This window comes from Antiquaquibacter metalliresistens, from assembly GCF_029211225.1.
In the GTDB taxonomy this organism is placed as follows: Bacteria; Actinomycetota; Actinomycetes; order Actinomycetales; family Microbacteriaceae; genus Rhodoglobus; species Rhodoglobus metalliresistens.
In genome coordinates this window covers 73,958-97,227 of the sequence record NZ_JARGEM010000008.1, presented here as the reverse complement: position 1 = coordinate 97,227, position 23,270 = coordinate 73,958, and the positions used below count along the sequence as shown (strand labels likewise).

Annotated in this window: 23 protein-coding genes; 14 read left to right on the top strand and 9 right to left on the bottom strand. The window is 67.7% G+C overall.

The window, feature by feature from the left end; genetic code table 11:
• The first annotated feature begins 4 nt into the window (after positions 1-4).
• The 5 genes from ctaE to PYV02_RS13980 are packed head-to-tail and all read left to right on the top strand — an operon-like array spanning position 5 to position 5,486.
• The gene (gene ctaE / locus PYV02_RS14000) at positions 5-640 is read left to right on the top strand and encodes an aa3-type cytochrome oxidase subunit III (RefSeq protein ID WP_420833640.1); all 636 of its coding nucleotides are present in this window, start codon (positions 5-7) and stop codon (positions 638-640) included.
• A 19-nt stretch (positions 641-659) separates the two neighbouring features.
• Complete coding sequence (gene qcrC / locus PYV02_RS13995; protein ID WP_275759683.1) at positions 660-1,463, top strand: cytochrome bc1 complex diheme cytochrome c subunit; 804 nt, start codon at positions 660-662, stop codon at positions 1,461-1,463.
• Between the two features lie 13 nt (positions 1,464-1,476).
• A complete protein-coding gene (gene qcrA / locus PYV02_RS13990) occupies positions 1,477-2,526 on the top strand; it encodes a cytochrome bc1 complex Rieske iron-sulfur subunit (RefSeq protein WP_275759682.1) in 1,050 nt (349 codons plus the stop codon).
• Between the two features lie 50 nt (positions 2,527-2,576).
• A complete protein-coding gene (qcrB, locus tag PYV02_RS13985; protein WP_275759696.1) occupies positions 2,577-4,148 on the top strand; it encodes a cytochrome bc1 complex cytochrome b subunit in 1,572 nt (523 codons plus the stop codon).
• Between the two features lie 3 nt (positions 4,149-4,151).
• Entirely contained in the window at positions 4,152-5,486 is a 1,335-nt protein-coding gene (locus tag PYV02_RS13980; RefSeq protein ID WP_275759681.1) for an MFS transporter, read from the top strand.
• A gap of 22 nt (positions 5,487-5,508) precedes the next feature.
• Here the strand turns inward: PYV02_RS13980 and PYV02_RS13975 are convergent, their stop codons facing one another.
• From PYV02_RS13975 to PYV02_RS13955, 5 genes are all read right to left on the bottom strand, one after another.
• Positions 5,509-5,949, bottom strand: coding sequence for a cytochrome c oxidase subunit 4 (locus PYV02_RS13975; RefSeq protein ID WP_275759680.1), 441 nt, complete (start codon positions 5,947-5,949; stop codon positions 5,509-5,511).
• A gap of 4 nt (positions 5,950-5,953) precedes the next feature.
• Positions 5,954-7,699, bottom strand: coding sequence for an aa3-type cytochrome oxidase subunit I (ctaD, locus tag PYV02_RS13970; protein WP_275759679.1), 1,746 nt, complete (start codon positions 7,697-7,699; stop codon positions 5,954-5,956).
• A 3-nt stretch (positions 7,700-7,702) separates the two neighbouring features.
• Complete coding sequence (gene ctaC, locus PYV02_RS13965) at positions 7,703-8,575, bottom strand: aa3-type cytochrome oxidase subunit II (protein WP_275759678.1); 873 nt, start codon at positions 8,573-8,575, stop codon at positions 7,703-7,705.
• 118 nt (positions 8,576-8,693) lie between these two features.
• Positions 8,694-9,077, bottom strand: coding sequence for a HesB/IscA family protein (locus tag PYV02_RS13960; protein ID WP_275759677.1), 384 nt, complete (start codon positions 9,075-9,077; stop codon positions 8,694-8,696).
• A 9-nt stretch (positions 9,078-9,086) separates the two neighbouring features.
• Positions 9,087-10,481, bottom strand: coding sequence for a dipeptidase (locus PYV02_RS13955; protein WP_275759676.1), 1,395 nt, complete (start codon positions 10,479-10,481; stop codon positions 9,087-9,089).
• Between the two features lie 36 nt (positions 10,482-10,517).
• Here PYV02_RS13955 and PYV02_RS13950 point away from each other — a divergent pair, with 36 nt between their 5' ends.
• The 3 genes from PYV02_RS13950 (at position 10,518) to PYV02_RS13940 (ending at position 13,157) form a co-directional block, all read left to right on the top strand.
• Positions 10,518-11,084 carry a DUF3043 domain-containing protein gene (locus tag PYV02_RS13950; RefSeq protein WP_275759675.1) on the top strand — a complete coding sequence of 189 codons (567 nt, stop codon included), beginning with the start codon at positions 10,518-10,520 and terminating at the stop codon, positions 11,082-11,084.
• Between the two features lie 76 nt (positions 11,085-11,160).
• Entirely contained in the window at positions 11,161-11,865 is a 705-nt protein-coding gene (locus PYV02_RS13945) for an ABC transporter ATP-binding protein (protein ID WP_275759674.1), read from the top strand.
• Positions 11,862-13,157 carry an ABC transporter permease gene (locus PYV02_RS13940; protein ID WP_275759673.1) on the top strand — a complete coding sequence of 432 codons (1,296 nt, stop codon included), beginning with the start codon at positions 11,862-11,864 and terminating at the stop codon, positions 13,155-13,157. Before PYV02_RS13945 ends, PYV02_RS13940 begins: the two co-directional genes overlap by 4 nt.
• Here the strand turns inward: PYV02_RS13940 and PYV02_RS13935 are convergent.
• Genes PYV02_RS13935 through hisD form a run of 3 tightly spaced genes read right to left on the bottom strand, consistent with a single transcriptional unit; the run spans position 13,132 to position 15,963 of the window.
• On the bottom strand, positions 13,132-14,148 hold the full coding sequence (locus PYV02_RS13935; protein ID WP_275759672.1) for a quinone-dependent dihydroorotate dehydrogenase: 1,017 nt from the start codon (positions 14,146-14,148) through the stop codon (positions 13,132-13,134). The genes PYV02_RS13940 and PYV02_RS13935 overlap by 26 nt on opposite strands.
• Positions 14,149-14,161: 13 nt before the next feature.
• A complete protein-coding gene (gene nrdR, locus PYV02_RS13930; RefSeq protein ID WP_275759671.1) occupies positions 14,162-14,635 on the bottom strand; it encodes a transcriptional regulator NrdR in 474 nt (157 codons plus the stop codon).
• Positions 14,636-14,655: 20 nt separating this feature from the next.
• The gene (gene hisD / locus PYV02_RS13925) at positions 14,656-15,963 is read right to left on the bottom strand and encodes a histidinol dehydrogenase (protein ID WP_275759670.1); all 1,308 of its coding nucleotides are present in this window, start codon (positions 15,961-15,963) and stop codon (positions 14,656-14,658) included.
• Between the two features lie 59 nt (positions 15,964-16,022).
• On the opposite strand from hisD, the gene PYV02_RS13920 reads away from it, so the two are divergent.
• Positions 16,023-16,535 (top strand): flavin reductase family protein, encoded by a 513-nt coding sequence (locus tag PYV02_RS13920; protein ID WP_275759669.1) that lies wholly within the window; start codon positions 16,023-16,025, stop codon positions 16,533-16,535.
• On the opposite strand, the gene PYV02_RS13915 is transcribed toward PYV02_RS13920, so the two are convergent.
• Complete coding sequence (locus PYV02_RS13915; protein WP_275759668.1) at positions 16,525-17,280, bottom strand: FadR/GntR family transcriptional regulator; 756 nt, start codon at positions 17,278-17,280, stop codon at positions 16,525-16,527. The two genes, PYV02_RS13920 and PYV02_RS13915, sit on opposite strands and share 11 nt — an antisense overlap.
• Before the next feature lie 165 nt (positions 17,281-17,445).
• On the opposite strand from PYV02_RS13915, the gene PYV02_RS13910 reads away from it, so the two are divergent.
• The 5 genes from PYV02_RS13910 (at position 17,446) to PYV02_RS13890 (ending at position 23,244) form a co-directional block, all read left to right on the top strand.
• A complete protein-coding gene (locus PYV02_RS13910; RefSeq protein WP_275759667.1) occupies positions 17,446-18,390 on the top strand; it encodes an isoaspartyl peptidase/L-asparaginase in 945 nt (314 codons plus the stop codon).
• Positions 18,391-18,395: 5 nt separating this feature from the next.
• Positions 18,396-19,352 carry an ABC transporter permease gene (locus tag PYV02_RS13905; protein WP_275759666.1) on the top strand — a complete coding sequence of 319 codons (957 nt, stop codon included), beginning with the start codon at positions 18,396-18,398 and terminating at the stop codon, positions 19,350-19,352.
• Between the two features lie 106 nt (positions 19,353-19,458).
• Complete coding sequence (locus PYV02_RS13900) at positions 19,459-20,625, top strand: substrate-binding domain-containing protein (RefSeq protein ID WP_275759665.1); 1,167 nt, start codon at positions 19,459-19,461, stop codon at positions 20,623-20,625.
• Between the two features lie 58 nt (positions 20,626-20,683).
• Positions 20,684-22,210 (top strand): sugar ABC transporter ATP-binding protein, encoded by a 1,527-nt coding sequence (locus PYV02_RS13895; protein WP_275759664.1) that lies wholly within the window; start codon positions 20,684-20,686, stop codon positions 22,208-22,210.
• On the top strand, positions 22,207-23,244 hold the full coding sequence (locus tag PYV02_RS13890) for an ABC transporter permease (RefSeq protein WP_275759663.1): 1,038 nt from the start codon (positions 22,207-22,209) through the stop codon (positions 23,242-23,244). The genes PYV02_RS13895 and PYV02_RS13890 overlap by 4 nt, the downstream gene beginning before the upstream one ends.
• Positions 23,245-23,270 lie beyond the last annotated feature (26 nt).

Sequence of the window (23,270 nt, the reverse complement as noted above, 5' to 3'; positions counted from 1 at the left end):
GTAGGTGACCACTGCCTCGCTCTCAAGTTCGCTCAGAACTCCGTCGGTCAGCCGTCCGAATGTCGTGGCCGTGGGCACGATCGTTTGGCTCGGCAGCGAAGTCATGTTCTTCGCGGGCCTGTTCGCCATCTACTTCACGCTCAAGGCGATGTCGCCAGAGCTGTGGTCGGAGCAGACCGCCAAGCTCAACGTGACGTTCGCGGCCATCAACACCACGGTGCTCGTGCTCTCCTCCTTCACGTGCCAGGCCGGCGTCTTCGCGGCCGAGCGCATGCAGCCGCGACGCACCGGCAACCTCGCCCAGTTCTGGAAATGGGGCATGGTCGAGTGGTTCTTCCTCACCTACGCGATGGGCGCGACGTTCGTCGCCGGCCAGATCTATGAGTACGCGATCCTGGTCAGCGAGCACGTGAGCCTCTCGAGCGACGCATACGGCTCCGCCTTCTACATCACGACCGGATTCCACGGCCTGCACGTCACCGGTGGTCTCATCGCCTTCCTGCTCGTGATCGGGCGCGCCTTCGCGGTCAAGAACTTCGGCCACAAGGAGGCAACGACCGCGATCGTCGTCTCCTACTACTGGCACTTCGTGGACGTCGTGTGGATCGGCCTGTTCGCGGTCATCTACCTGCTGAAATAAGAAACGGAATCCCGCGCACATGGCTCAGGCATCCCTGACCCGCAGGACGCGTCCTGCCGGTCGCCGTCATCCGCTCGCCACAGTCGCCCTCATCACGGTGGGGCTGTTGGCGACGGGCGGCGCATACGCACTGTTCACGACGAGCGCCACGGCCGAGACATCCGCCGCGGCGGAGGCTCAGGTCGAGGACGGCCAGAAGCTGTTCGCGGCCAACTGCGCCACGTGTCACGGCATGAACCTCGAGGGCACGTCCCAGGGGCCGTCGCTGATCGGCGTCGGCGCCGCATCCGTCGACTTCCAGGTGGGCACCGGCCGCATGCCGCTGGCCGCCACCGGCCCCCAGGCCGAGAAGAAGCCGCCGCAGTTCAACGACGAGCAGGTGAAGGCACTCGCGGCCTACGTCGCGTCGCTGGCTCCGGGCCCGGCCATCCCCGACGAGAAGTACCTCACCGGTGGCGGCGACGTCGCCGAGGGCGCCGAGCTGTTCCGCATCAACTGCGCGATGTGCCACAACGTCGCCGGCGCCGGTGGCGCACTGACGGAGGGCAAGTTCGCCCCGCCGCTCGGTGGCGTGGATGCCGCGCACATCTACGAGGCGATGGTCACCGGTCCGCAGAACATGCCCGTGTTCAACGACGCGAACATCACGCCGGAGCAGAAGGCCGCGATCATCACGTACCTCAAGTACCTGGATGAGACCCCGTCGGTCGGTGGTTTCGGGCTCGGCAATCTCGGCCCGGTCTCCGAGGGACTGTTCATCTGGATCTTCGGCCTCGGTGCGATCGTGGGCATCACGATCTGGCTCACGGCGAAGTCGAATTAGGCAAGGGAAACCCATGGCGAACGATCAGGAGACCACCGGCACGGCGGTTGAGCACCACGCTCCGTCGGCGGGCATCGCCGTCGTCACCGATGACGCGGTGCAGAACCCCGGCTTCCCCCCCTACCGCCCGCGCGTCGCGGACCTCGACCCCAAGAAGGAGCGTCAGCAGGAGCGCCGCGTCGGCGGCTTGTTCCTGCTCTCGATCGTCGGCACGGTCGCCGCGATCACGTCGTACATCGTCTTCCCGATCATTCCGGGCGACATGCTCTCGGTGCGGCTCAACAACCTCTTCCTGGGTGCCTCGATCGCACTCGCGCTGCTGACCATCGGCATCGGTGCCGTGCACTGGTCGAAGGCGCTCATGGACGGCCACGACATGGTCGAGCAGCGTCACCCGACGCGCGGCACCGATGAGACCCGTGCGAAGGCCGTCGAGGTGTTCACGCTCGGCAACAAGGAGTCCGGCTTCACGCGCCGCAAGCTCATCCGCAACAGCCTGATCGGAGCACTCGTCGTCTCCCCGCTGCCCGCGGTGGTGCTGTTCCGCGACCTGGCACCGGCCGCCGACCCGGTGCCGCTGCTGAAGCACACGATGTGGGACAAGGGTGTGCGTCTGACCAAGGACCCGTCCGGCATCCCGATCAAGGCGTCGGATGTCACCCTGGGCTCGGCGTTCCACGTCATTCCCGAGGGGCTCAACGAGTCCGAGCACAAGCTCGAGGAGAAGGCCAAGGCCGCCGTGCTCCTGATGCGTCTGAACCCGGAGGACCTCGAGGTCTCCCCCGGCCGTGAGAACTGGAGCTACGACGGCATCGTCGCGTACTCAAAGATCTGCACCCACGTCGGATGCCCGGTCGCGCTCTACGAGCAGCAGACGCACCACCTGCTCTGCCCGTGCCACCAGTCCCAGTTCGACATCAAGAAGGAGGCCGCGGTGATCTTCGGACCCGCCAAGCGCCCCCTGCCGCAGCTGCCGATCACCGTCGACGACGAGGGCTACCTCGTGGCGCGCAGCGACTTCACCGAGCCCGTCGGGCCGAGCTTCTGGGAGCGCGAACTGTGACCACCACGCAACAGACCCGACCGGCCACGCAGCCCGCACCGGGTAAGGGGATGCGGTTCACCGGCTGGGCCGCGAACTACCTCGACGAGCGCACCAGCATCTCCGGTCTCACCAAGGAGCTCGGGCGCAAGATCTTCCCCGACCACTGGTCGTTCATGCTCGGCGAGGTGGCGCTCTACAGCTTCATCGTCATCCTGCTCTCCGGCACGTTCCTGACGTTCTTCTTCCAGGCGTCGATGGTCGAGGTGCACTACGAGGGCTCCTACATGCCGCTGCGCGGCATCGAGATGTCCGCGGCGATGGCCTCGACGCTCGACATCTCGTTCGACATCCGCGGCGGCCTGCTCATGCGCCAGGTGCACCACTGGGCGGCACTGCTGTTCGTGGCATCCATCGGCCTGCACATGCTCCGCGTGTTCTTCACGGGCGCGTTCCGCAAGCCGCGCGAGATCAACTGGGTGATCGGCTTCGTGCTCTTCATCCTCGCGATGGCCGAGGGATTCACCGGCTACTCGCTGCCCGATGACCTGCTCTCCGGCAACGGCCTGCGCATCATCGACGGCATGCTCAAGGGCATCCCGATCGTCGGAACCTGGATCTCGTACCTGCTGTTCGGAGGCGAGTTCCCCGGCACCGACATCGTCGGGCGGCTCTACGTGCTGCACATCCTGCTGCTGCCGGCGATCCTGGTCGCCGCGCTCGGCGTGCACATGCTGCTGCTGATCATCAACAAGCACACGCAGTTCGCCGGCCCCGGCCGCACCAACGACAACGTCGTCGGTGTGCCGATCATGCCGGTGTTCGCGGCGAAGGCCGGCGGCTTCTTCTTCATCATCTTCGGCATGATCGTGCTCATCGCGTCGTTCTTCCAGATCAACCCGGTGTGGACATACGGCCCGTACGACCCCTCGCCCGTCTCGGCCGGTACGCAGCCCGACTGGTACATCGGCTTCGCCGACGGTGTGCTGCGCCTCGCCCCTCCGGGCTGGGAGGTCGTGATCTGGGGCTTCACGCTCTCGCTGAACATCCTCATCCCGCTGATCGTCGTCGGGGTCTTCCTGCTGCTGGTGTTCATCTACCCCTTCGTCGAGGCGTGGATCACCGGCGACAAGCGCGAGCACCATATCGCCGACCGTCCGCGTAACGCTCCGATGCGCACCGCGATCGGGGCTGCCGGCGTCACCTTCTACGCAGTGCTGTGGTCGGCGGCGAGCTCGGACCTCATCGCCACCCACTTCAAGCTCTCCATCGAATGGGTGACGCACTCCATCCAGATCCTGCTCATCGTCGGGCCGATCATCGCCGGATTCGTGGCTCATCGAATCTGCATCGGTCTGCAGAAGAAGGACCGCGAGATCGCCCTGCACGGGTTCGAGTCGGGTCGGATCGTTCGTCTGCCGGGCGGAGAGTACATCGAGGTGCACGAGCAGCTCGATGACTACGAGCGGTGGAAGCTCGTCAGCTTCGAGGACTACAAGCCGCTGATGGTGCGCCCCGACGCGAAGGGTCGCATCACGGTCGCCCAGCGCTTCCGCGCGGCGCTGTCGAGAGTCTTCTTCGAGGACCGCATCGCCCCCGTCACACGAGGCGAGATCGAGGCATCCAAGCACGACGCTCACTAGGTCGTGAGCACCGAAGGACCGGATCCCGAGGTCGAGCAGGAGCGAACGCCGCATCGCGGCATCCTGCTCGACCTCGCTCCGTTGCGGGTCAGTTCCGCGTTCCGCTGGTTGTACTTCGGCAACATCGTCGGCGGTATCGGCGCCCAGATGACCGTAGTGGCGGTCGGCCTCGAGGTCTACGCGATCACCGGCTCGACCTTGGCCGTGGCGCTCGTCGGTGTCGTCGCCCTCGTACCGATGATCCTGGCGGGGCTCTACGGGGGCATGCTCGTGGATGCCTTCGACCGTCGCACCGTGCTGCTCGCCTCCTCCCTGCTCGCCTGGTTCGCCACCATCGGCATCGCCTCACTGTCCTGGCTCGGCCTGGAGGCCGTGTGGGCCCTCTACCTGCTCACCATGCTGAACTCGGTCGCCGCGACGGTTGCCGGCGCGGCACGACAGGCGATCCTGCCGAGACTCGTCGGCACCAAGCTGGTGCCGGCCGCGTCCGCGCTCACCGGCATCACCTACGGCGTCATGATCACCGCGGGACCAGCCCTGGCGGGGGTGCTCGTGGCGACCGTCGGCTTCGCCTGGACCTACACCGTCGACGTGGTGCTGTTCCTCGCCGCCCTCGCCGGCATCCTGCATCTGCCTGCCGTGACGCCGATCGGCGAGCGGCACGCACCTGGCCTGCAGTCGATCCGCTCGGGCCTGGCCTTCCTGCGCCGCGCACCGAACATCCGCATGTCGTTCCTCGTGGACATCCTCGCGATGACGTTCGGGCGGCCGCACGCCCTGTTCCCCGCTGTCGGGGCGTTGCTGCTCGGCGGCGGCGCGGTCACCGTCGGTCTGCTCACCGCGGCCCAGGCGCTCGGCACCCTGCTCTCCTCCGTGTTCAGCGGACGCGTGGCCGAGGTGCGGCGACAGGGTGTCGCGATCGGCTGGGCGATCGCGGGCTACGGGCTCTCGATCCTGGCCTTCGGGATGGTGCTCGGCTGGGTCAGCTGGTTCGGCGAGACCGGGGATGCCGCGAACCCGAACCCCCTGGCGATCCTGCTCGCACTCGTCTGCATGGCCGCGTCGGGCGCAACCGACAACGTGAGCGCGATCTTCCGTCAGACCATCCTCATGACGGCGGCGCCGGACAACATGCGCGGACGGCTTCAGGGCATCTTCGTGGTCGTCGTTACCGGCGGTCCGCGACTGGGCGATCTCTACGTCGGTCTCGTCGCCCTCGCCGGTGTGCTGTGGCTACCGCCCCTGATCGGCGGGGCGCTCATCGTGGCGTTGATCGCGCTGATGCTGCGGGTGCAGTCCACATTCCGGCACTACGATTCACGCCATCCCATGCCGTAAGTGCCGACAGGCGAGACCGTCGTCAGTGGCCGAAGTTGCCGCGGTAGTACTCGAAGACCCAGCCGACCAGGGCGACGATCACGAAGCCCGCCCCGATGAACGCGATCCAGGCCCCGATGGCGATACCGAGGAACAACAGCGCCGAGCTCGCGGCGAGCACGAGCGGCCACCAGCTCCAGGGGCTGAAGTGTCCCTGCTCGGCATCCCCGTCGTCGACGTTCGCGTCGAGACGGTCCTCCGGCAGCTCGGCGCCCTGGGAGCGGTAGATGCGCTGCAAATAGAAGGCGACGAGCACCGCAAGCGCACCGGACAGGCCGATCGCGATGGTGCCAGCCCACTCGATCGTCGGCGCGGTGCCACCCGCCGGGTTCGACGACGCCAGCAGCGACCAGGTGATGTAGATCGCGTCGGCGAGGAAGAAGAAGCCGGCGAGGATCCAGAAGAGCTTCGCATTGGTACCCATCGTGCTACTTCACCTTCTCGTCGCTGAGGTCGCGCACCGGAGCATCGGGGGCGTCCTTGACATTCTCGATTCCACCGATTCCCACGGGCAAGCCCGCCTCCGGGTGATTGATGTCGAAGGCCGGGGACTCCGAGCGGATGCGCGGGATGGACGTGAAGTTGTGCCGAGGCGGCGGGCAGCTCGTGGCCCACTCGAGGGAGCGACCGTAGCCCCACGGGTCGTCAACGGTCACCTTGGGCGCCCGACGCGCGGTGATGAACACGTTGTAGAAGAACGGGATCATCGAGATCGCGAGCACGGCGGCGCCGATCGTGGAGAGCTGGTTCATCCACGTCACGCCGTCCTCCTCGAGGTACGTGCGGTACCGCCGAGGCAGCCCCACGACACCGATCCAGTGCTGGATCAGGAAGGTCATGTGGAAGCCGATGAACAGCAGCCAGAAGTGGATCTTGCCGAGCCGCTCATTGAGCATCTTGCCGGTGAGCTTCGGCCACCAGAAGTAGAAGCCGGCGAACATCGCGAACACCACCGTGCCGAAGACGACGTAGTGGAAGTGCGCCACCACGAAGTAGGTGTCGGAAACGTGGAAGTCCAGCGGCGGGGAGGCGAGGATCACGCCGGTGAGTCCGCCGAACGTGAAGGTGATCAAGAAGCCGATCGTCCACAGCATCGGCGTCTCGAAGGTCACCGAGCCGCGCCACATGGTGCCGACCCAGTTGAAGATCTTCACCCCCGTGGGCACCGCGATCAACATCGTGAAGAACGCGAAGAACGGAAGGAGCACCGAACCCGTGACATACATGTGGTGCGCCCACACGGTGATCGAGAGGGCCGCGATCGCGATCGTCGCGAAAATCAGCGTGCGGTATCCGAAGATCGGCTTGCGGCTGAAGACCGGCAGGATCTCCGACACGATGCCGAAGAACGGCAGCGCGATGATGTAGACCTCGGGATGTCCGAAGAACCAGAACAGGTGCTGCCACAGAATGGCACCGCCGTTGTTCGGGTCGTAGATGTGCGCACCGACGATGCGGTCGGCCGCCAGACCGAACATCGCCGCGGCGAGCACCGGGAAGGCCATCAGGATCAGCAGCGAGGTGACGAGCGTGTTCCACGTGAAGATCGGCATGCGCCACATCGTCATGCCGGGCGCGCGCATCGTGATGATCGTCGTGATGAAATTCACGCCACCGAGGATGGTGCCGAAACCGCTCATCGCGAGGCCGAGCACCCAGAGGTTGCCACCCAGGCCCGGCGAGAACGTCGTGTTCGACAGCGGCGCGTACGCGAACCAGCCGAAGGATGCCGCACCCTGCGGGGTGAGGAATCCGGAGACCGCGATGAGCGATCCGAAGCTGAACAGCCAGTACGAGAACATGTTCAGACGCGGGAACGCGACATCCGGTGCACCGATCTGCAACGGCATGAGGGCGTTGGCGAACCCGAAGAACAGTGGGGTCGCGAACATCAGCAGCATGATCGTGCCGTGCATCGTGAAGAGCTGGTTGTACTGCTCCCCCGTGGGCACCACCGACGCGCCCGGCACGAACAGCTGCGCACGGATGACGAGCGCCATCACGCCGCCGAGCAGGAAGTACAGGAACGAGGTGATGAGGTAGAGGTTGCCGATCACCTTGTGATCGGTCGAGGTGAGCCACTTGACGAGCACATTGCCCTTGCGCTCGACACTCGTGGTGCCGAACGTGCTCGGCGCCGTGGGCGCCGCCGGTCGCGCGACGGTGGTCGTCATGGCTTATTCCTCGCCTTCGGTGCCGTTGCGCGGCTCGCTCTGATTCGTGTTGAAGTCCGCACCGATCTGACCCTCGCCCCCGTATGGGGCCTCCGCGCCGGACTTCAGTGCGTCGATGTACGCGTCGTAGTCCTCTTGCGAGACGACCTCGACGGTGAAGAGCATGAGCGAGTGGTACTCGCCGCACAGCTCCGCGCACTTGCCCTGGTAGGTGCCGATCTTCGTCGGCGTGAAGTACATGTGGTTCGTCTTGCCGGGAACCATGTCCTTCTTGTAGAGGAAGTCCACGACCCAGAACGAGTGGATGACGTCGCGCGACTCGATCGAGATCTCGACCGACTTGTCGACGGGCAGCACGAGCACCGGCAGGTTGTCGGTGTTGATGGTGCCGTCGGCGTTGAAGTCCGCCTGCACGCCCGAGTAGTAAGCGTTGTCGGTGACATAGTTGAAGTCCCAGGCCCAGCGCTTGCCGAACACCTCGATCTGCACGTCGGGGTCGGGATCCGGCGTCTCGATGACGGCCTGGTCGCGCGCCGTGAAGGCGAAGAACCCGACGACGAGGATGAGCGGCACGATCGTGTAGAACACCTCGATCGGCAGGTTGTAGCGCAGCTGCACCGGCAGTCCGGACTGTCCCTTGCGGCGGCGGTACACGACCGCGGCCCAGATGATCAGACCCCACGTGATGACACCCACTACAAGCAGGACGATCCAGGAGGTGACCCACAGGCCGATGGTGCGGCTGGTGTGATTCGTGGTCTCGGGATCCCCAGGAAGCCAGCCCTGAAGCTGCTCCTGCGTGCAACCCGCGAGCACGATCGCCACAGCGATGCCGATCGGGATTGCGGCCCATCGAAGACGGCGGTTAGAGCGCACCTGTGACCTCTCGCGAACATGGAACTGGTTCCTGGCCAGTCTATAGCCAGCCGAGAACGACGAAGGCGCGCCCCACGGGGCGCGCCTTCGTTTCGTGTGCGGCTGTGCCGCGACGAACTCAGTGGAACGAGTCGCCGCACGCGCAACTGCCCTGCGCGTTGGGGTTGTCGATGGTGAAGCCCTGCTTCTGGATGGTGTCCTCGAAGTCGATCTTCGCGCCCTCGAGGTACGGCACGCTCATCTTGTCGACGACGACCTCGACGCCATCGCCGAACTCCGCGATCGCGTCGCCCTCGAGGGCGCGCTCGTCGAAGTAGAGCTGGTAGATCAGGCCGGAGCATCCACCCGGCTGAACGGCCAGACGCAGTCGCAGGTCGTCGCGGCCCTCCTGGCTGAGCAGGCTCTTGACCTTGGCGGCCGCGGCATCCGTGAGGCCCACACCGTGAGTGGGGATGGCGGTGTCGGTGCGCGTCTGAGTCGCGTCCACAGCGGTATCGGTCATGTCGACAGTTTACGCTCGGTCGTTCAACTGTGCGAGCAACACGGCCTCGGTGAGAATCGCGCGCTGGAACACGCCCAGGTGCAACGACTCGTTCGGGCTGTGCGCGCGCGAATCGGGGTCCTCGACGCCGGTGACCAGGATCTGGGCCTCGGGGAACACCTCGACCAGATCAGAGATGAACGGGATGGAACCGCCGATCCCCGTCTCGTAGGGCGCGGTCCCCCAGGCCTGATCCATGGCATCCTTGGCCATCGCGACGGCCCAGCCCGAGGTGTCGACGAGGAACGGGTTGCCGCGATCCACGTCGGAGATCTCGATTCGTGCGCCGAATGGAGCGTGCGCCCGCAGGTGGTGCTCCAGCGCAGCGAACGCCTCGTCGGCGCTCTGCCCGGGTGCGATGCGTGCGCTCACCTTGATAGTGACCTTGGGAATGAGGGTGTTGGATGCGTTGACCACGGTCGGCGCGTCGATGCCGGTGATGGTGATCGCCGGCTGGTCCCACATGCGGGAGAGCACGGGGCCGTGCCCGATCGGCTGCACGCCGTCGATCAGCGCCGCCTCCTCCGCGAGGCGCTCTTCGGTGTAGTCGGGCGTCGGCGCTTCGCGGCTGGTCAGGCCCGCGACGGCGACGGACCCGTCCTCGGCCCAGAGGGTGTCGAGCAGACGGATCGCGGCGAGCATGGCGTCCGGTGCCGCGCCGCCGAACATCCCCGAGTGGGAGGCGTGCTCGAGCGTGGAGACCGTGAGCTTGAAGGCGACGTTGCCGCGCAGTGCCACCGTGAGCGACGGCGTGTGCGCGTCCCAGTTGTCCGAGTCGGCGACGACGATGACGTCCGACGCCAGACGCTCGCGGTACTTCGTGATGAAGTTCTTGAACGAGCGGGAGCCGAACTCCTCCTCCCCCTCGAAGAACGCGACCAGCCCCAGATCGAAATCGGGCCCGGCGGTCTCGACGAAGGCGCGGATGGCGGCGACGTGCGCCATGACGCCGGCCTTGTCATCCGCCGCTCCCCTGCCGTAGAGGCGATCGCCGCGAACGGTCGGTTCGAAGGGGGCCGAGTCCCAGTCGTCGGTCTGTCCGGGCGGCTGAACGTCGTGGTGCGCATAGAGCAGGATCGTCGGCCGGCCGTTGCGGGCGGCACGGGTGGCCAGCAGGGCCGGCTGACCGGTGCGCTCGGCGTCGATCGGGGCCGTCGCGATCTCGACCGAATCGAACACGCCGAGGTCATCGAGGAGCGCCTTGATGGCCTCCGCGCTCGCGACGACCTGGGCGGGGTCGAAGCCATCCCAGGACACCGACGGGATGCGCACGAGCGCCCCCAGATCGGCGATCGCTGCCGGGAGCCCGCCCTGCACCGCCTCGCGGAGGGCATCGAGACGGGAGGACTGCATGCGTTCGGTCATGCGGGTAATCTTAAGACCCGACAGAACGAGGAACCTGTGGCCAAGACAACTCCGAGCCCCGCCGCGGCAGAGACGCCCGAGCAGCCCGTCGCGGGCAAGGGCCACCCGACTCCCACGCGCAAGGAGAAGGAGGAGGCGCGCAAGCGCCCGCTCGTCTCCAACGATCGCGCCGCCGCGCGCAAGGCCGATCGTGCCGCGATGCAGGCGCAGCGCGATCGGGCACGCATCGGATTGGCCAACGGCGAGGAGAAGTTCCTCCCGATGCGCGACCGCGGCCCGCAGAAGCGCTACGTGCGCGACTATGTGGACGCACGCTTCTCGGTGGGCGAGTTGCTCATCCCGCTCATGCTGGGTGTGATCGTGCTGACGTTCTTCCCGCAGCCCGAGGTGCAGCTGATCGGCATCATCGCCCTGTGGTCGTTCTTCATCATCGCGGTGATCGACGTCGTCATTCTCGGCTTCATCCTCACCCGGCGACTGTCCGCCAAGTTCGGGGCGGACAAGGTCGAGAAGGTGCGCTTCTACGCGGCGATGCGCGCACTGCAGTTGCGCGCGATGCGCCTGCCGAAGCCGCAAGTCAAGCGCGGTCAGTACCCGGCATAGCGATACGCCCCAGGGAGTAGCCCGCTCGCTCTCCGCGGAGGCTGTGCGCGCGGCCTATGGCGCGCAGACTGGCAGCATGACGACGAGCGTGCTCTCCGCGAGAGAGCTGACCAAGCGGTACGGGAGCGGTTCGAGCGCATTCGACGCGCTCAAGGGCGTGACGATCGACATTGGCGAAGGCGAGTCCGTCGCGATCGTGGGCAAGAGCGGATCGGGCAAGTCGACGCTCATGCACATCCTGGCCCTCCTCGATTCCCCCACCACCGGCACGGTGCAGGTGGACGGCGTCGACGCGGCATCGCTGCGCGGGGCAAGGCTGAACACGCTGCGCAATCGCACGTTCGGCTTCGTGTTCCAACAGTTCTTCCTCAACGCCTCCACGAGCGTGCTCGACAACGTCATGCTCCCCCTGAAGATCGGACGTGTGCACGCAGCCGAACGGCGTCGTCGAGCGCATGCAGCGCTCGAGCGGCTCGAACTGGACGACAAGTCACGCAATCGCGCTACCGACCTCTCGGGCGGCCAGAAGCAGCGGGTCGTCATCGCGCGCGCGATCGTGAACGAGCCGAGGATCATCTTCGCGGACGAGCCGACGGGCAACCTCGACTCCGCGACCGGCGCGATCGTCGAGGACCTGCTGTTCTCGCTCAATCGCGAGCAGGGCATCACGCTCGTGCTCGTCACCCATGACGAGGAACTCGCCTCGCGAGCGGACCGCAGGATCTATCTCCGGGACGGCCTCATCGTCGACACTCTGGCCGAGACGACGGTCGAAGCATGAGGGCGATCGACATCGTCGCGACCACGATCGGCAACTCGTTCCGCAGTCGGTTGCGCACCACGCTGACGGTCATCGCGATCTTCATCGGCGCGTTCACGCTCACCATCACCAACGGGCTGGGCACGGGCATCAACGACTACATCGACAGCCAGGTCGCGTCGATCGGTGCGCCGGATGTGATGACCGTGACGAAGCCGGTCGAGGCTCGCGACGACACCGAAGGCCCCGCGCCCTACCAGGAGGGCGGCGCATCCGAGATACCGAGCAACACCGGCGCGCCCGGCGCGACGGTGCTCGCGCTGACCGACGCCGACCTCGACCGGATCGCCGAGGTCGACGGCATCGAGTCCGTCGAACCCCGTGTCGCGGTGCGCCCCGACTACATTCAGGCGGCGAACGGCGACAAGTTCGTGCTCACCGTCAGCCCGCTCGGCGACGGCGCGCGCATCGAACTCGCCGCCGGGGCGCTGTTCGACGACGCGCCGGACGACCGGCAGATCATCGTGCCGACGACCTACGTCGAATCGCTCGGCTTCGATTCGAACGACGACGTAATCGGAGCGCCGGTCACGATCGGCGTCACGAACGCGCTGCGGGAACAGAGCACGATCGAGGCCACGATCGTGGGCGTGCAGGAACCGACGCTGCTCGGGGCGAACCCGAGTCTCAACGAGGCGCTCAGGTCGGCGATCGTCGATGCGCAGAACGTCGGGGCGCCGGTTGACACGGTCTCCGAGTACGCCAGTGCGACGGCACGGTTCGATCCGGACTCGACCGACGCGCAGATCGCGGCGATCAAGGCCGCGCTCGTGGATGCGGGCTACTCGGGCACGACGGTCGCCGATCAGATCGGCACGTTCCAGTCCGTCATCGACGGCATCATCCTGGTGCTCAACGCCTTCGCTGTGATCGCGCTGCTGGCGGCCGGGTTCGGCATCATCAACACGCTGCTCATGAGCGTGCAGGAACGCACCCGCGAGATCGGGCTCATGAAGGCGATGGGCATGAGCGGGCCACGGATCTTCGCGCTCTTCAGCACCGAGGCCGTGTTCATCGGATTCCTGGGCAGCGCGATCGGTGCCGGCGTGGCCATGCTCGTCGGCGGCGTGATCAGCGGCGTGCTCGCCCGGGGTCTGCTGCAGGACCTCGCTGGTCTGCAGCTCCTGGCCTTCTCCCCCGCGGCGATCGCCTCGGTGCTGCTGCTGGTGATGGGGATCGCGTTCCTCGCCGCGGTGCTGCCGGCCTCACGCGCGGCGCGTCAAAGCCCTATCGATTCGCTGCGATACGAGTGAGTCCGCGGTTGATCTGCCGAGCCCAGAGGGGCCCGCGGTAGAGGAACGCCGTGTATCCCTGCACGAGTGTCGCGCCGGCATCCAACCGTTCCTGCACGTCGGCAGCGGTCTCCACACCACCCACCGAGATGACGCAGAACCCGCTCGGCACGACGGAGCGGATAAGGCTCAGCAGTTCGAGGGACCGCGCCGCGAGGGGCGGCCCCGAGAGGCCGCCCGCACCCGCCGCCTCGACCACCTCCGTCGGCGTGGCGAGACCCTCACGGGAGAGGGTCGTGTTCGTGGCGATGATGCCGTCGAGCTGCGCGGCCGCGAGTTGCGCGATGCGCCTGGCCTGGTCATCCGTGAGATCGGGCGCGATCTTGACGAGCACGGGTGTCGTGCCGGCGGCGGCCTTGACCGCGGCCAGCAGCGGCGCGAGTCGATCCAGTTCCTGCAGTCCGCGCAGACCGGGGGTGTTCGGGGAGCTGACGTTGACCACGAGATAGTCGGCGAGCGGTGCCAACAGCCTGGTGCTGGCGAGGTAGTCGGCGGTCGCGTCATCCACCTCGACGGCGCGGGACTTGCCGATGTTGACGCCGACGACCGGACGCCTGCGCCTCGTGATCGCCTTCGCGATGACGCGGGCGGCGGCCTGCGCACCGTGGTTGTTGAAGCCCATGCGGTTGATGACCGCCCGGTCCGGGATCAGCCGGAACAGCCGAGGGCGCGGATTGCCGGGCTGGGCGAGCGCCGTGATCGTGCCCACCTCGACGTGCCCGAAGCCGAGCACACCGAGTCCGCGGATGGCGGCGCCCTCCTTGTCGAAACCCGCGGCGACGCCGAAGGGCGAGTCGAACGTGCGGCCCAGCGCGGTGACCCGCAGCGCGGCATCCGGTCGTGTGAAGGGCCGGAGGATGCCGGGGAGCACCCGGATCACGGCGTACCCGAGGCGGTGCGCCCGCTCGGCATCGAGGCGTGCGAGGACGAGGCGGAAGATGAGCGGATACATGCCGCAACCCAGGCTAGCGGTCCGCGGGCTCCTCGGCCGCCTGATGGTCGACGCGCAGCAGCGTGATCGCGGTCTCGAAGTCCTCGAGGGAGTCGAACGCCTGGTAGACACTCGCGAACCGCAGATAGGCGACCTCGTCGAGTTCGCGCAGCGGCCCGAGGATGGCCAGGCCGATCTCGTTCGCCTCCACCTGGGCGGCGCCGGTGGCCCGGATGGTCTCCTCGACCTTCTGGGCCAGGATCGCCAGATCGGTGTCGGTGACCGGTCGGCCCTGGCAGGCCTTGCGCACGCCGGTGACGATCTTCTCCCGGCTGAACGGCTCGACGACGCCGTTGCGCTTGATGACGCTCAGGCTCGCGGTCTCGGTCGTGGAGAAACGCCGCCCGCATTCCGGGCACTGGCGGCGACGGCGAATGGACAGGCCGTCGTCGCTCGTCCTCGAGTCGATGACGCGGCTGTCAGGGTGCCGGCAGAAGGGGCAGAACATGGTGCACCCAGGATACGCGGCTAACCCTCGAAGCGTGCGGTGACGGCCGCCCCGTGCGCGGGCAGGTCTTCGGCGGCGCTGAGGGCCACGATGCGCGCCTCGACCGCCTCGAGCGCCTCGTGGGTGTAGTTGATCACCTGCTGCGGCCTCAGGAACGTGTACGCGCCGAGTCCCGGGGCGAACCGTGACTGACCGCCGGTCGGCAGCACGTGGTTCGATCCGGCGAGATAGTCGCCGAGGCTCACGGGTGAATCCGCTCCGAGGAAGATCGCACCGGCGTTGTCGATCAGATCGAGCACCGCACCGGGTTCGGCGGTCTGGATCTCGAGGTGCTCCGGTCCGTAGGCGTTGCTGAACGCCGCGGCGGCGACGATATCGTTCACGATCACCACGGCGGACTGCTCCCCCTCGAGCGCGGCGCGAACCCGGTCCGCGTGGCGGGCGGTCGGGGCGATGCGCGCGACCTCGGCGACGACGGCCTCCGCGAGTTCTGCGGAGTCCGTGACGAGCACCGCGGCGGCGAGCTCGTCGTGCTCGGCCTGGCTGATGAGGTCGACGGCGACGAGGTGCGGGGATGCCGCGGCATCCGCGATCACGAGGATCTCGGTCGGCCCCGCCTCCGCATCGATGCCCGCAGCACCACGCACGAGCCGCTTCGCCGCGGCGACGTAGACGTTGCCGGGACCGGTGATGACGTCGACGGCGTCGAGGCCCATCGACGGCACGCCGTACGCGAAGGCGCCGATGGCGCCCGCGCCACCCATCGCGTAGACCTCGTCGACGCCGAGCAGTCCGGCCGCGGCGAGGATCGTCGGGTGCACGGAGCCGTCGAAGGCGCGCTGCGCGGGCGAGGCGAGCGCCACCGAGGCGACGCCCGCGACCTGCGCCGGCACGACGTTCATCACGACGCTCGACGGGTAGACGGCCTTGCCGCCGGGCACGTAGAAGCCGACCCGGCCGACGGGCTGCCAGCGCTGGATCACCTGCGCTCCCCCGGCGAGCTGCGTGACGCCCCCCGTCGGCACCTGCGCCTGGGACGCGGTGCGAACCCGCGAGATCGCCTCCTCGAGCGCGTCGCGCACCGCGGGGTCGAGGGTGCGCACGGCCGCGGAGACCGCGTCGGCATGAATGCGCACGTGCGTCGGTCGCACGCCGTCGAGGCGCTCGGCCTGGTCGAGCAGGGCGAGTTCGCCGCGGGCGCGCACATCGTCGATGAGGTCGCGAGCGGCCTCGGATGCCGCGGCGACATCCATCGCCGCCCGCGGCACCAGGGTGGCGAGTTCGCTGCGCGTGGGCTGCGCTCCGCGCAGATCGATCGTCTTCATCATCGCTCGACCATGCTACGGGGGGAATACCGCGGCCATGCTCCACACTTGAAGCCAGAGCCATGCCTGAACAACCGAACATCCCGATCGACGGCCTCGACGCCTTCAAACGCACCTTCCGCCGCCACGCCGCCGGGGTCGCGATCGTCACGAGCCTGCTGCCGGATGGCACACCCGCGGGCTTCACCGCGACCTCGCTCGCCTCGCTCGCGGCCGTGCCCCCGCTGGCCACCTTCAACATGGCTCGCGTCTCCAGCGCATGGCCGGCCATGACGATCGGCAACCATGTGGCCATCCACACGCTCGGGCCGAACACGCGGCACCTGGCCGAACGCATGGCAGCGGACCACGCCGAGCGGTTCGCGGGCGACCACTGGCATCCTGGGCCGTTCGGCGTTCCGGTGCTCGAGGGCGTCACGGCCTGGATGCTCGGTCGCATCGTCGACGTGCGCGAGGTGCACGACAACGCCGTCGTGATCGTCGAGATCGTCGACGGAGCCCTCGGACCCGAGGACGAGGCGCTGCTGTACCACGAGCGCACCTACATGCGGCCGACCGGGCTGCTCAGTCCATGAAGAGCACGCGGTTGTCGGCCCGATCCCGTCGGTCCCCTGCGGCTGCGCTGTTCGCGGCGCTGGTGACCGCGGCATAGAGCGGAAGCAGGTGGCGAACGGTCGCCCGTCTGCTCTGCACGGAATCCCCAGACGAGATCGCGGCGACGATGTCGAAGTGACTGACGCTGGACCGGTTCGCGGAGGCCGGGATGGCCAGCGACATCCGGCGGAACTCCCGAAGCCCCGGCACCAGTAGCGAGTAGAGCCGCGCGATCAGCGAGTTGTGGGAGCAGCTGACGAGCTCCTGATGGAAGGCCTCGTCGCTGGCGATGAGTTCCTCGATGTCGGTGGCGATCTGGTGCCGGGCGGCCGCCTGCTCCAGGCGCTGCAGGTCGTCGCGATCGGCACGTTGGGCGGCGAGACTCGCCGCGGTGGTTTCGAGCGACATCCTCGCCTCGAACAGCTCGGTGACCTCGAACTCGTTGTCCGCGCTCCACTTGACGAACGAATGCACCGGTTCCATGCGGGTGCTGTCGACGACGAACGTGCCCAGTCCCTTGCGCACCTCGACGACGCCCATGGCCCGCAACTTCTGGATCGCTTCGCGGAGCGACGTGCGGCCGACGCCCATCTGACGGGCCAGTTCGGTCTCGATCGGCAGCTGTTCGCCGGGCTGGAGGGTGCCGTCGCTCACGGCGGCGATCAGCCGTTCTGCGATCAGGTCCGGCAGGGCTCGGCGATCCCGGTCGTCCGTCAGCTCAGCCACGTGGGTCATCGTACACGCGCACCGTCGCGCGGCTCGGATGTAAATAACTTGTTACCGATCGGGCGTTTGGGCGCTTCCAGATTGCCTGATGTCTGACAACAGACATACTCTGTCGATCACGTGGTCCGACCCCCGAGCCGCGCGAGAGAAGGACCGAAGCATCCCATGAGCACAGCCACTGACTCGATCATCATCGAACAGCTCGCAGTGGCGCTCGACGACGAACTGGTCGTCGCCCACGGCGGCGTGGACATGGAGCCCTCCGAGACGACGTTCGCGACGCTGGACGCTTCGACGAAGGCCGCGTTCCAGGTGCTCGCACACGGCGACGGCGGCATCCTCGCCGCGCTCGGCTCCGTCGCCGTCATGGAAGACGATCCGGCGTTCAACGCTGGACTCGGCTCGGTGCTCACCCGCACCGGCGTCGTCGAGACCGATGGCGCCGTCTCGTCCGGATGGGATGGACGCGCCACCGGAGTCGGCGCGGTCCCCGGCATCCGGCGCCCCGCCGCCCTCGCCTACCGGCTCATGCAGGAGGAGCGCACCGTGCTGCTCGCCGGCTCCGGTGCAGCGGAGTACGCGGTCGCCAGAGGTTTCGAGATCGAAGACCTAGTCACCGACGAGCAGCGTCTCGCCCTCGATGCCTACGCCGCCGACCCCACACGCAGCATCTTCACCGGGCGCCCGGTGCCGACCGAGACGGTGGGATGCCTCGTGCTCGATGCCCTCGGCATCGCCAGCGCATCCAGCACCGGCGGCCTCCTGGGCAAGCTCCCGGGTCGCATCGGGGATTCCTGCGTGCCCGGTGGCGGGTTCTGGACCGACCGCCGCTTCGGGGTGCTGTGCTCGGGATCCGGCGAGGCGGCGATCACGGCGCATGTGGCGGGGACCGTCGCGCGGCGTGCCGCGGACCTCGGTCTCGCCGAGGCGATCCGCACCACCCTCGACGAACTGGTACTCACGACCGGAACGATCTGCGCGATCGTCGGGGTGGACACGAAAGAGGGACTCGTCGCCACCGGACACAACGGCGGCAGCTTTCCCGTCGCGGTGCGCCAATCGAACAGCGCGCATCGACTCGGTGCACAGCCGCGCCGGAACGGATGGTGAAGCCGATGACCACGTCAATCGAAGTCTCCCCGCTCGCTCGACTGCGCGTCTGGATCGAGCGCGTGTTCTCGGGCAAGGGCATCTTCGTCGTGCTCGCGGTGATCCTGCTCATCGCCGTATTCGTGGCACCGAATCTCTTCGCGCCGGTCAACGTGGGCAACACGTTGAGACGTGCCGCGATCCTCGGCCTGATCACGATCGGCCAGATGCTCGTGCTGATGGTCCGCAACGTCGACCTTTCCGTTGCCGCGATCGTCGGCATCACCGCCGTCGCAGCCACCACCGCGCCGGACCCGCTCGTCGGGCTTGGCATCGCCGTGGTGATCGCCGTGGCAACCGGGGCGGTGAACTCGTGGCTCGTGGTGTCGCGCGGCGTGCCGTCGTTCGTGGCCACCTTCGGCATGGTGATGGTGCTCGAAGGCGCCAAGCTGATCTGGACCAAGGGGGCGCTGAGTGCGCAGGCGCCCGAGTCCGTCATCTCCCTGGCACGCGGCTGGATCGGCCCGGTGCCGGTGCCCGTCGTCTTCTGGATCATCGTCACGGTGCTCGCAACACTGTGGGTGTCCCGCACGCGCAGCGGTCGCAACCTCGTGCTTACGGGCGCGAACCCGCGAATGGCGCGACTGTCCGGCATCTCGACCGGCACGATGCAGTGGATCGCCTTCACGGCGGCCGCCGTGCTCGCCGCGTTCGCCGGATTCCTGCAGACCGGGTACTCGGGGTACGTCGACCGCAGCATCGGCGCCGGCATGGAACTGGACTCGATCACGGCGGCGCTGCTCGGAGGGGCGCGGTTCCGCGGCGGCGAGGGATCCTTTGTGTCCGCGGTCGGCGGCGTTCTCGTGCTGAGCACGCTCTCCACGCTCATCGTCGTGCTGGGTCTGCCACCCGAGCTGCAGAACATCATCAAGGGCGCGGTGCTGGTGCTCGCGCTCATCCTCCACTGGCCGGCACGACGGTGACGGCCACCGAATCGTCAGGGCGACGGCGCAGGCCGCGTGGCCCTGATCGCGTGCACAGCACGTCGCACCACTCCACGCCCACCCTTTATCAGTCAGGAGCAGTCACATGAGTCACATGCCATCCCCGACGGCGAAACGAATCGCGGCGGTCTCAGTCGCTGCCGCCATCGCCCTCGGCGTCAGCGGTTGCACGACGTCCGAGCCGACGGAACCCCAGACCGGAGCGGCGATCGAGTTCGACGCGAACGGTCGGCCCATCCTCGACGACGACTACTCGATCCAGGTCGCCGCGGCCGCCGGCGTGACCGTCGACACCACCGCATTCGTCGCGGAGCCGCCCTACGACATCGCCGCGATCGTGCAGGGCCCGACCAACGGTTGGGGCACCACGTTCGATGCGGTGATGAACGACGCCTTCGAGCAGTCCGGCAAGGTCGGCAACCTCATGTACGTGCCCTGGGACTTCGCGACGGAGAACCAGACCAAGGGCATCGAGGATGCGATCGCTGCGGACGTCGACGCGATCCTGCTCACCTCGCTCTCCAGGGCAGGCCTGGTCTCCGCGGTCGAACGGGCCACCGAAGCCGGCATCCCGGTGATCACGTGTATGGCCGGCGTGCAGACCGACGCGTACACCGCCGAGGTGAGCCGCGACATCCCGCTCATGGGATTCTCGACCGCCGATGAGATCGCCACGAAGCTCGACGGCAAGGGCAAGGTCGTGATGCTGCACGGCATCGCCGGTGCCGACGCCGCCGAGTTCTGGAAGTCGGGAGCGCTCGCGGCGTTCTCGCAGTACCCGGGCATCGAGATCGTGAGCGAGCAGTACGCCAACTGGTCCGCCGCCGAGGCGATGGACGTCATGCGCACCGTGATCGCCCAGGAGCCGGATGTCGACGCCGTCTGGGTCGGCGGTCTCGAGATGGGGCCGTCGGTGATCGAGGCGTTCAAGGAGGCCGGCGCAGAGCTGCCGATCATCGGTGGCACGAACCCGACCAACGGATTCCTGCGTCTGGCGATCGAGAACGACCTCGAGTTCTCCGTCGCGCCGTTTCCCCCGGGAGCCGCTCAGGAGTGCGTGAACGTCGTGCTCGACACGCTCGAAGGCAAGCCCGTCGCGAAGTACACCGATGTCATCGACCTGATGGACGGCGTCGCGCCGTACAACGAGTCGGAGGCCGAGAAGTGGTACGAGCCGGACTTCAACGATGACTTCATCGGCCCGAAGGTCGTCTCGGACGAGGTCTACATCGCGGCCGGCTTCGGCCGCTGATCCCAGGGCGTCGGGGGCCCGCACCGGGCCCCCGACGTCGCAACCAGGAAGAGGAGTCATGGCGAGCAACCCCGCGATCGAGCTGGTCGGCATCCGCAAGTCGTTCGGAGCCGTCACCGCGCTCGACGATGTCTCGTTGCGCGTGTTCCCCGGCGAGATCCACGCGCTGATGGGCGAGAACGGCGCCGGCAAGTCGACACTGCTCAAGATCCTCAGTGGCGTGCTGCGCCCGGACGAGGGCGAGATGCGCCTCGACGGCGAGGCCATCGATGCCAGACGCTATTCGCCGAAGCTCGCCCGGCACCACGGCGTCGCGATCGTGCACCAGGAGTTCTCGCTGATTCCCTCCTTGACCGTGGCGCAGAACATCTTCCTCGGCATCGAACTGTCCCGGCTGGGGGTGCTGAGTACGGCGCAGATGAACGAGCGCGCCGCCGCGCTGCTGTCCCGGGTCGGATCACGGGTCTCCCCCGGCGACCTCGTGGAGGATCTCAGCGTCGCCCAGTCGCAGCTGGTGGAGATCGCCAAGGCGCTGGCGAGCAACGTGCGGATCATCGCGCTCGACGAGCCGTCGGCCGTGCTCTCGGGCGAAGAGCTGGAGTCGCTGTTCGCCGTGACCACGGCCCTCGCCGCCGAAGGTGTGGCCGTGCTGTATGTCAGCCACCGCATCGACGAGGTCTTCCGCCTCGCGAGCCGGTACACCGTGCTCAAGGACGGCGCGGTCAGCGGCAACGGCGACATCGCCGACACGAACCCCGACCAGCTCATCTCGCTCATGGTCGGTCGCAGCATCAGTCAGCTGTTTCCGACACCCTCCGGTGCGCCGCTCGGCGAGGAACTGCTCGTCGCTCGCGACCTCACGGTCGAGGGGCTGGCGAAGCCAGTGGATCTGACCCTGCGCGCCGGCGAGATCGTGGGGCTCGCGGGCCTGCAGGGATCCGGACGCACGCGGCTGGCCCGCGGGCTCTTCGGCGACCTGCCCACCCGCGGCTTCCTGCGCACCCCGCGCTCGCCGAGACGCCCCGGCTCGCCGGCGTCGGCGATGCGCTCCGGCGTCGCCTACCTGCCCGAGGACCGCAAGGATGCCGGACTCGCGCTGCAGAAGTCCGTCGGCATGAACCTGTCGATGCTCGCATGGCGACGGCTCAGCAACGCCGTCGGGCTCATCTCGCCGCGCGGCGAGGAGGCGCTGATCCGCAACGGCATCGCGGCGCTCAGCATCAAGACCGACCCGAGCGGGCGAGCGATCGTCGGCAACCTCTCGGGCGGCAACCAGCAGAAGGTCGTGATCGCCAAGTGGCTCGAACTGCTGCCGGAGGTGATCATCTTCGACGAGCCCACCCGCGGCATCGACGTCGGGGCCAAGCACCAGATCTATCAGGTGCTGCGCGACCTGGCGGACTCCGGCAAGGCTGTGCTGCTCATCTCGTCCGAGCTGATCGAAGTGCTCGGGCTCTCTGATCGCATCCTCGTGCTCGCCGACGGCGAGGTGATCGCGGAACTCCCCGCCCCCGACGCGACGGAGGAGCAGATCATGCGCCTCATCGCTTCGCACGGTTCCGCTGGAAAGGCCGGTGCAGCATGAGCACGTTCTCCACACAGCGACGATCGCTGGTCGTGCGCGCCGTCGGCAGCGGCGCGATCGTCTGGCTCGTCGTCATCGCGATGTTCATCGTCGCCGTCGTCTTCGCGAACGGGTTCGCGACGCCGGCCAACCTGAACAACGTCACGCGGCAGGGCGCCGCCCTCGCCCTCTTCGCGCTCGCCCAATACCTGGTGGTGCTCATCGGCCACGTGGATCTCGCCATCGCCGCGAACGCGAAGCTCTCGGCGATCATCGCCGCGATCGTCATGAACGGGTCGGACCAGAACCTGCTGCTCGGCCTCGGGGCCGCCCTGGTCGTCGGCCTGCTGGTGGGGGCGTTGAACACGGTGCTCGTCGTGAACTTCGGCGTGGAGTCCTTCATCGCGACGCTCGGTGTCGGCACGATCGTGCAGGGCATCGCCCTCTTCATCGCGCCCGTGCCGACCGGTCAGGCGTCACCTGCGCTCGGCGTCTTCTACAGCCTCCAGCTCCCCGGTGGCCTCTACGCGATCGTGCTCGCCGTCGCCGTCGTGTGGTTGCTCGCCTGGTTCGTGCTGCGCCGCACCGTCTGGGGCCGCCACACCTTCGCGGTCGGCGGCGATGTCGCGGTCGCCGCTCTCAGCGGCATCCGGGTGCGACCGGTGCAGGTGGGATCGTTCCTCGCGAGCGGTCTGCTCGGCAGCGTCGCGGGCGTGCTGCTGCTCGCAGGTTCCGGGGTCGGCGACCCCAACGCCGCGAACGGCATGGAGTTCACCGCGCTCGCCATCGTCGTGATCGGCGGCGCCAGCCTCGCCGGCGGACGCGGGCGACTCATCGGACTGCTCGGCGGCGTCGCGTTGTTCGCACTGCTCGGCAACGTGTTCAACCTGTTGCACATCGAGGTCTGGTACCAGCAGCTGCTCCGCGGCCTCATCATCCTGCTCGCCGCGGCCCTCTTCGTGAACAAGGTGGCGAGGCCGCGCCGGGCGCGGCTGCGCTCCGGTGCCGTCCCCGACTCCCCCACTACTCCCGTCCACACCAACGAAAGGCAATGAGCATGGCGATGACCAGCAACGACGGT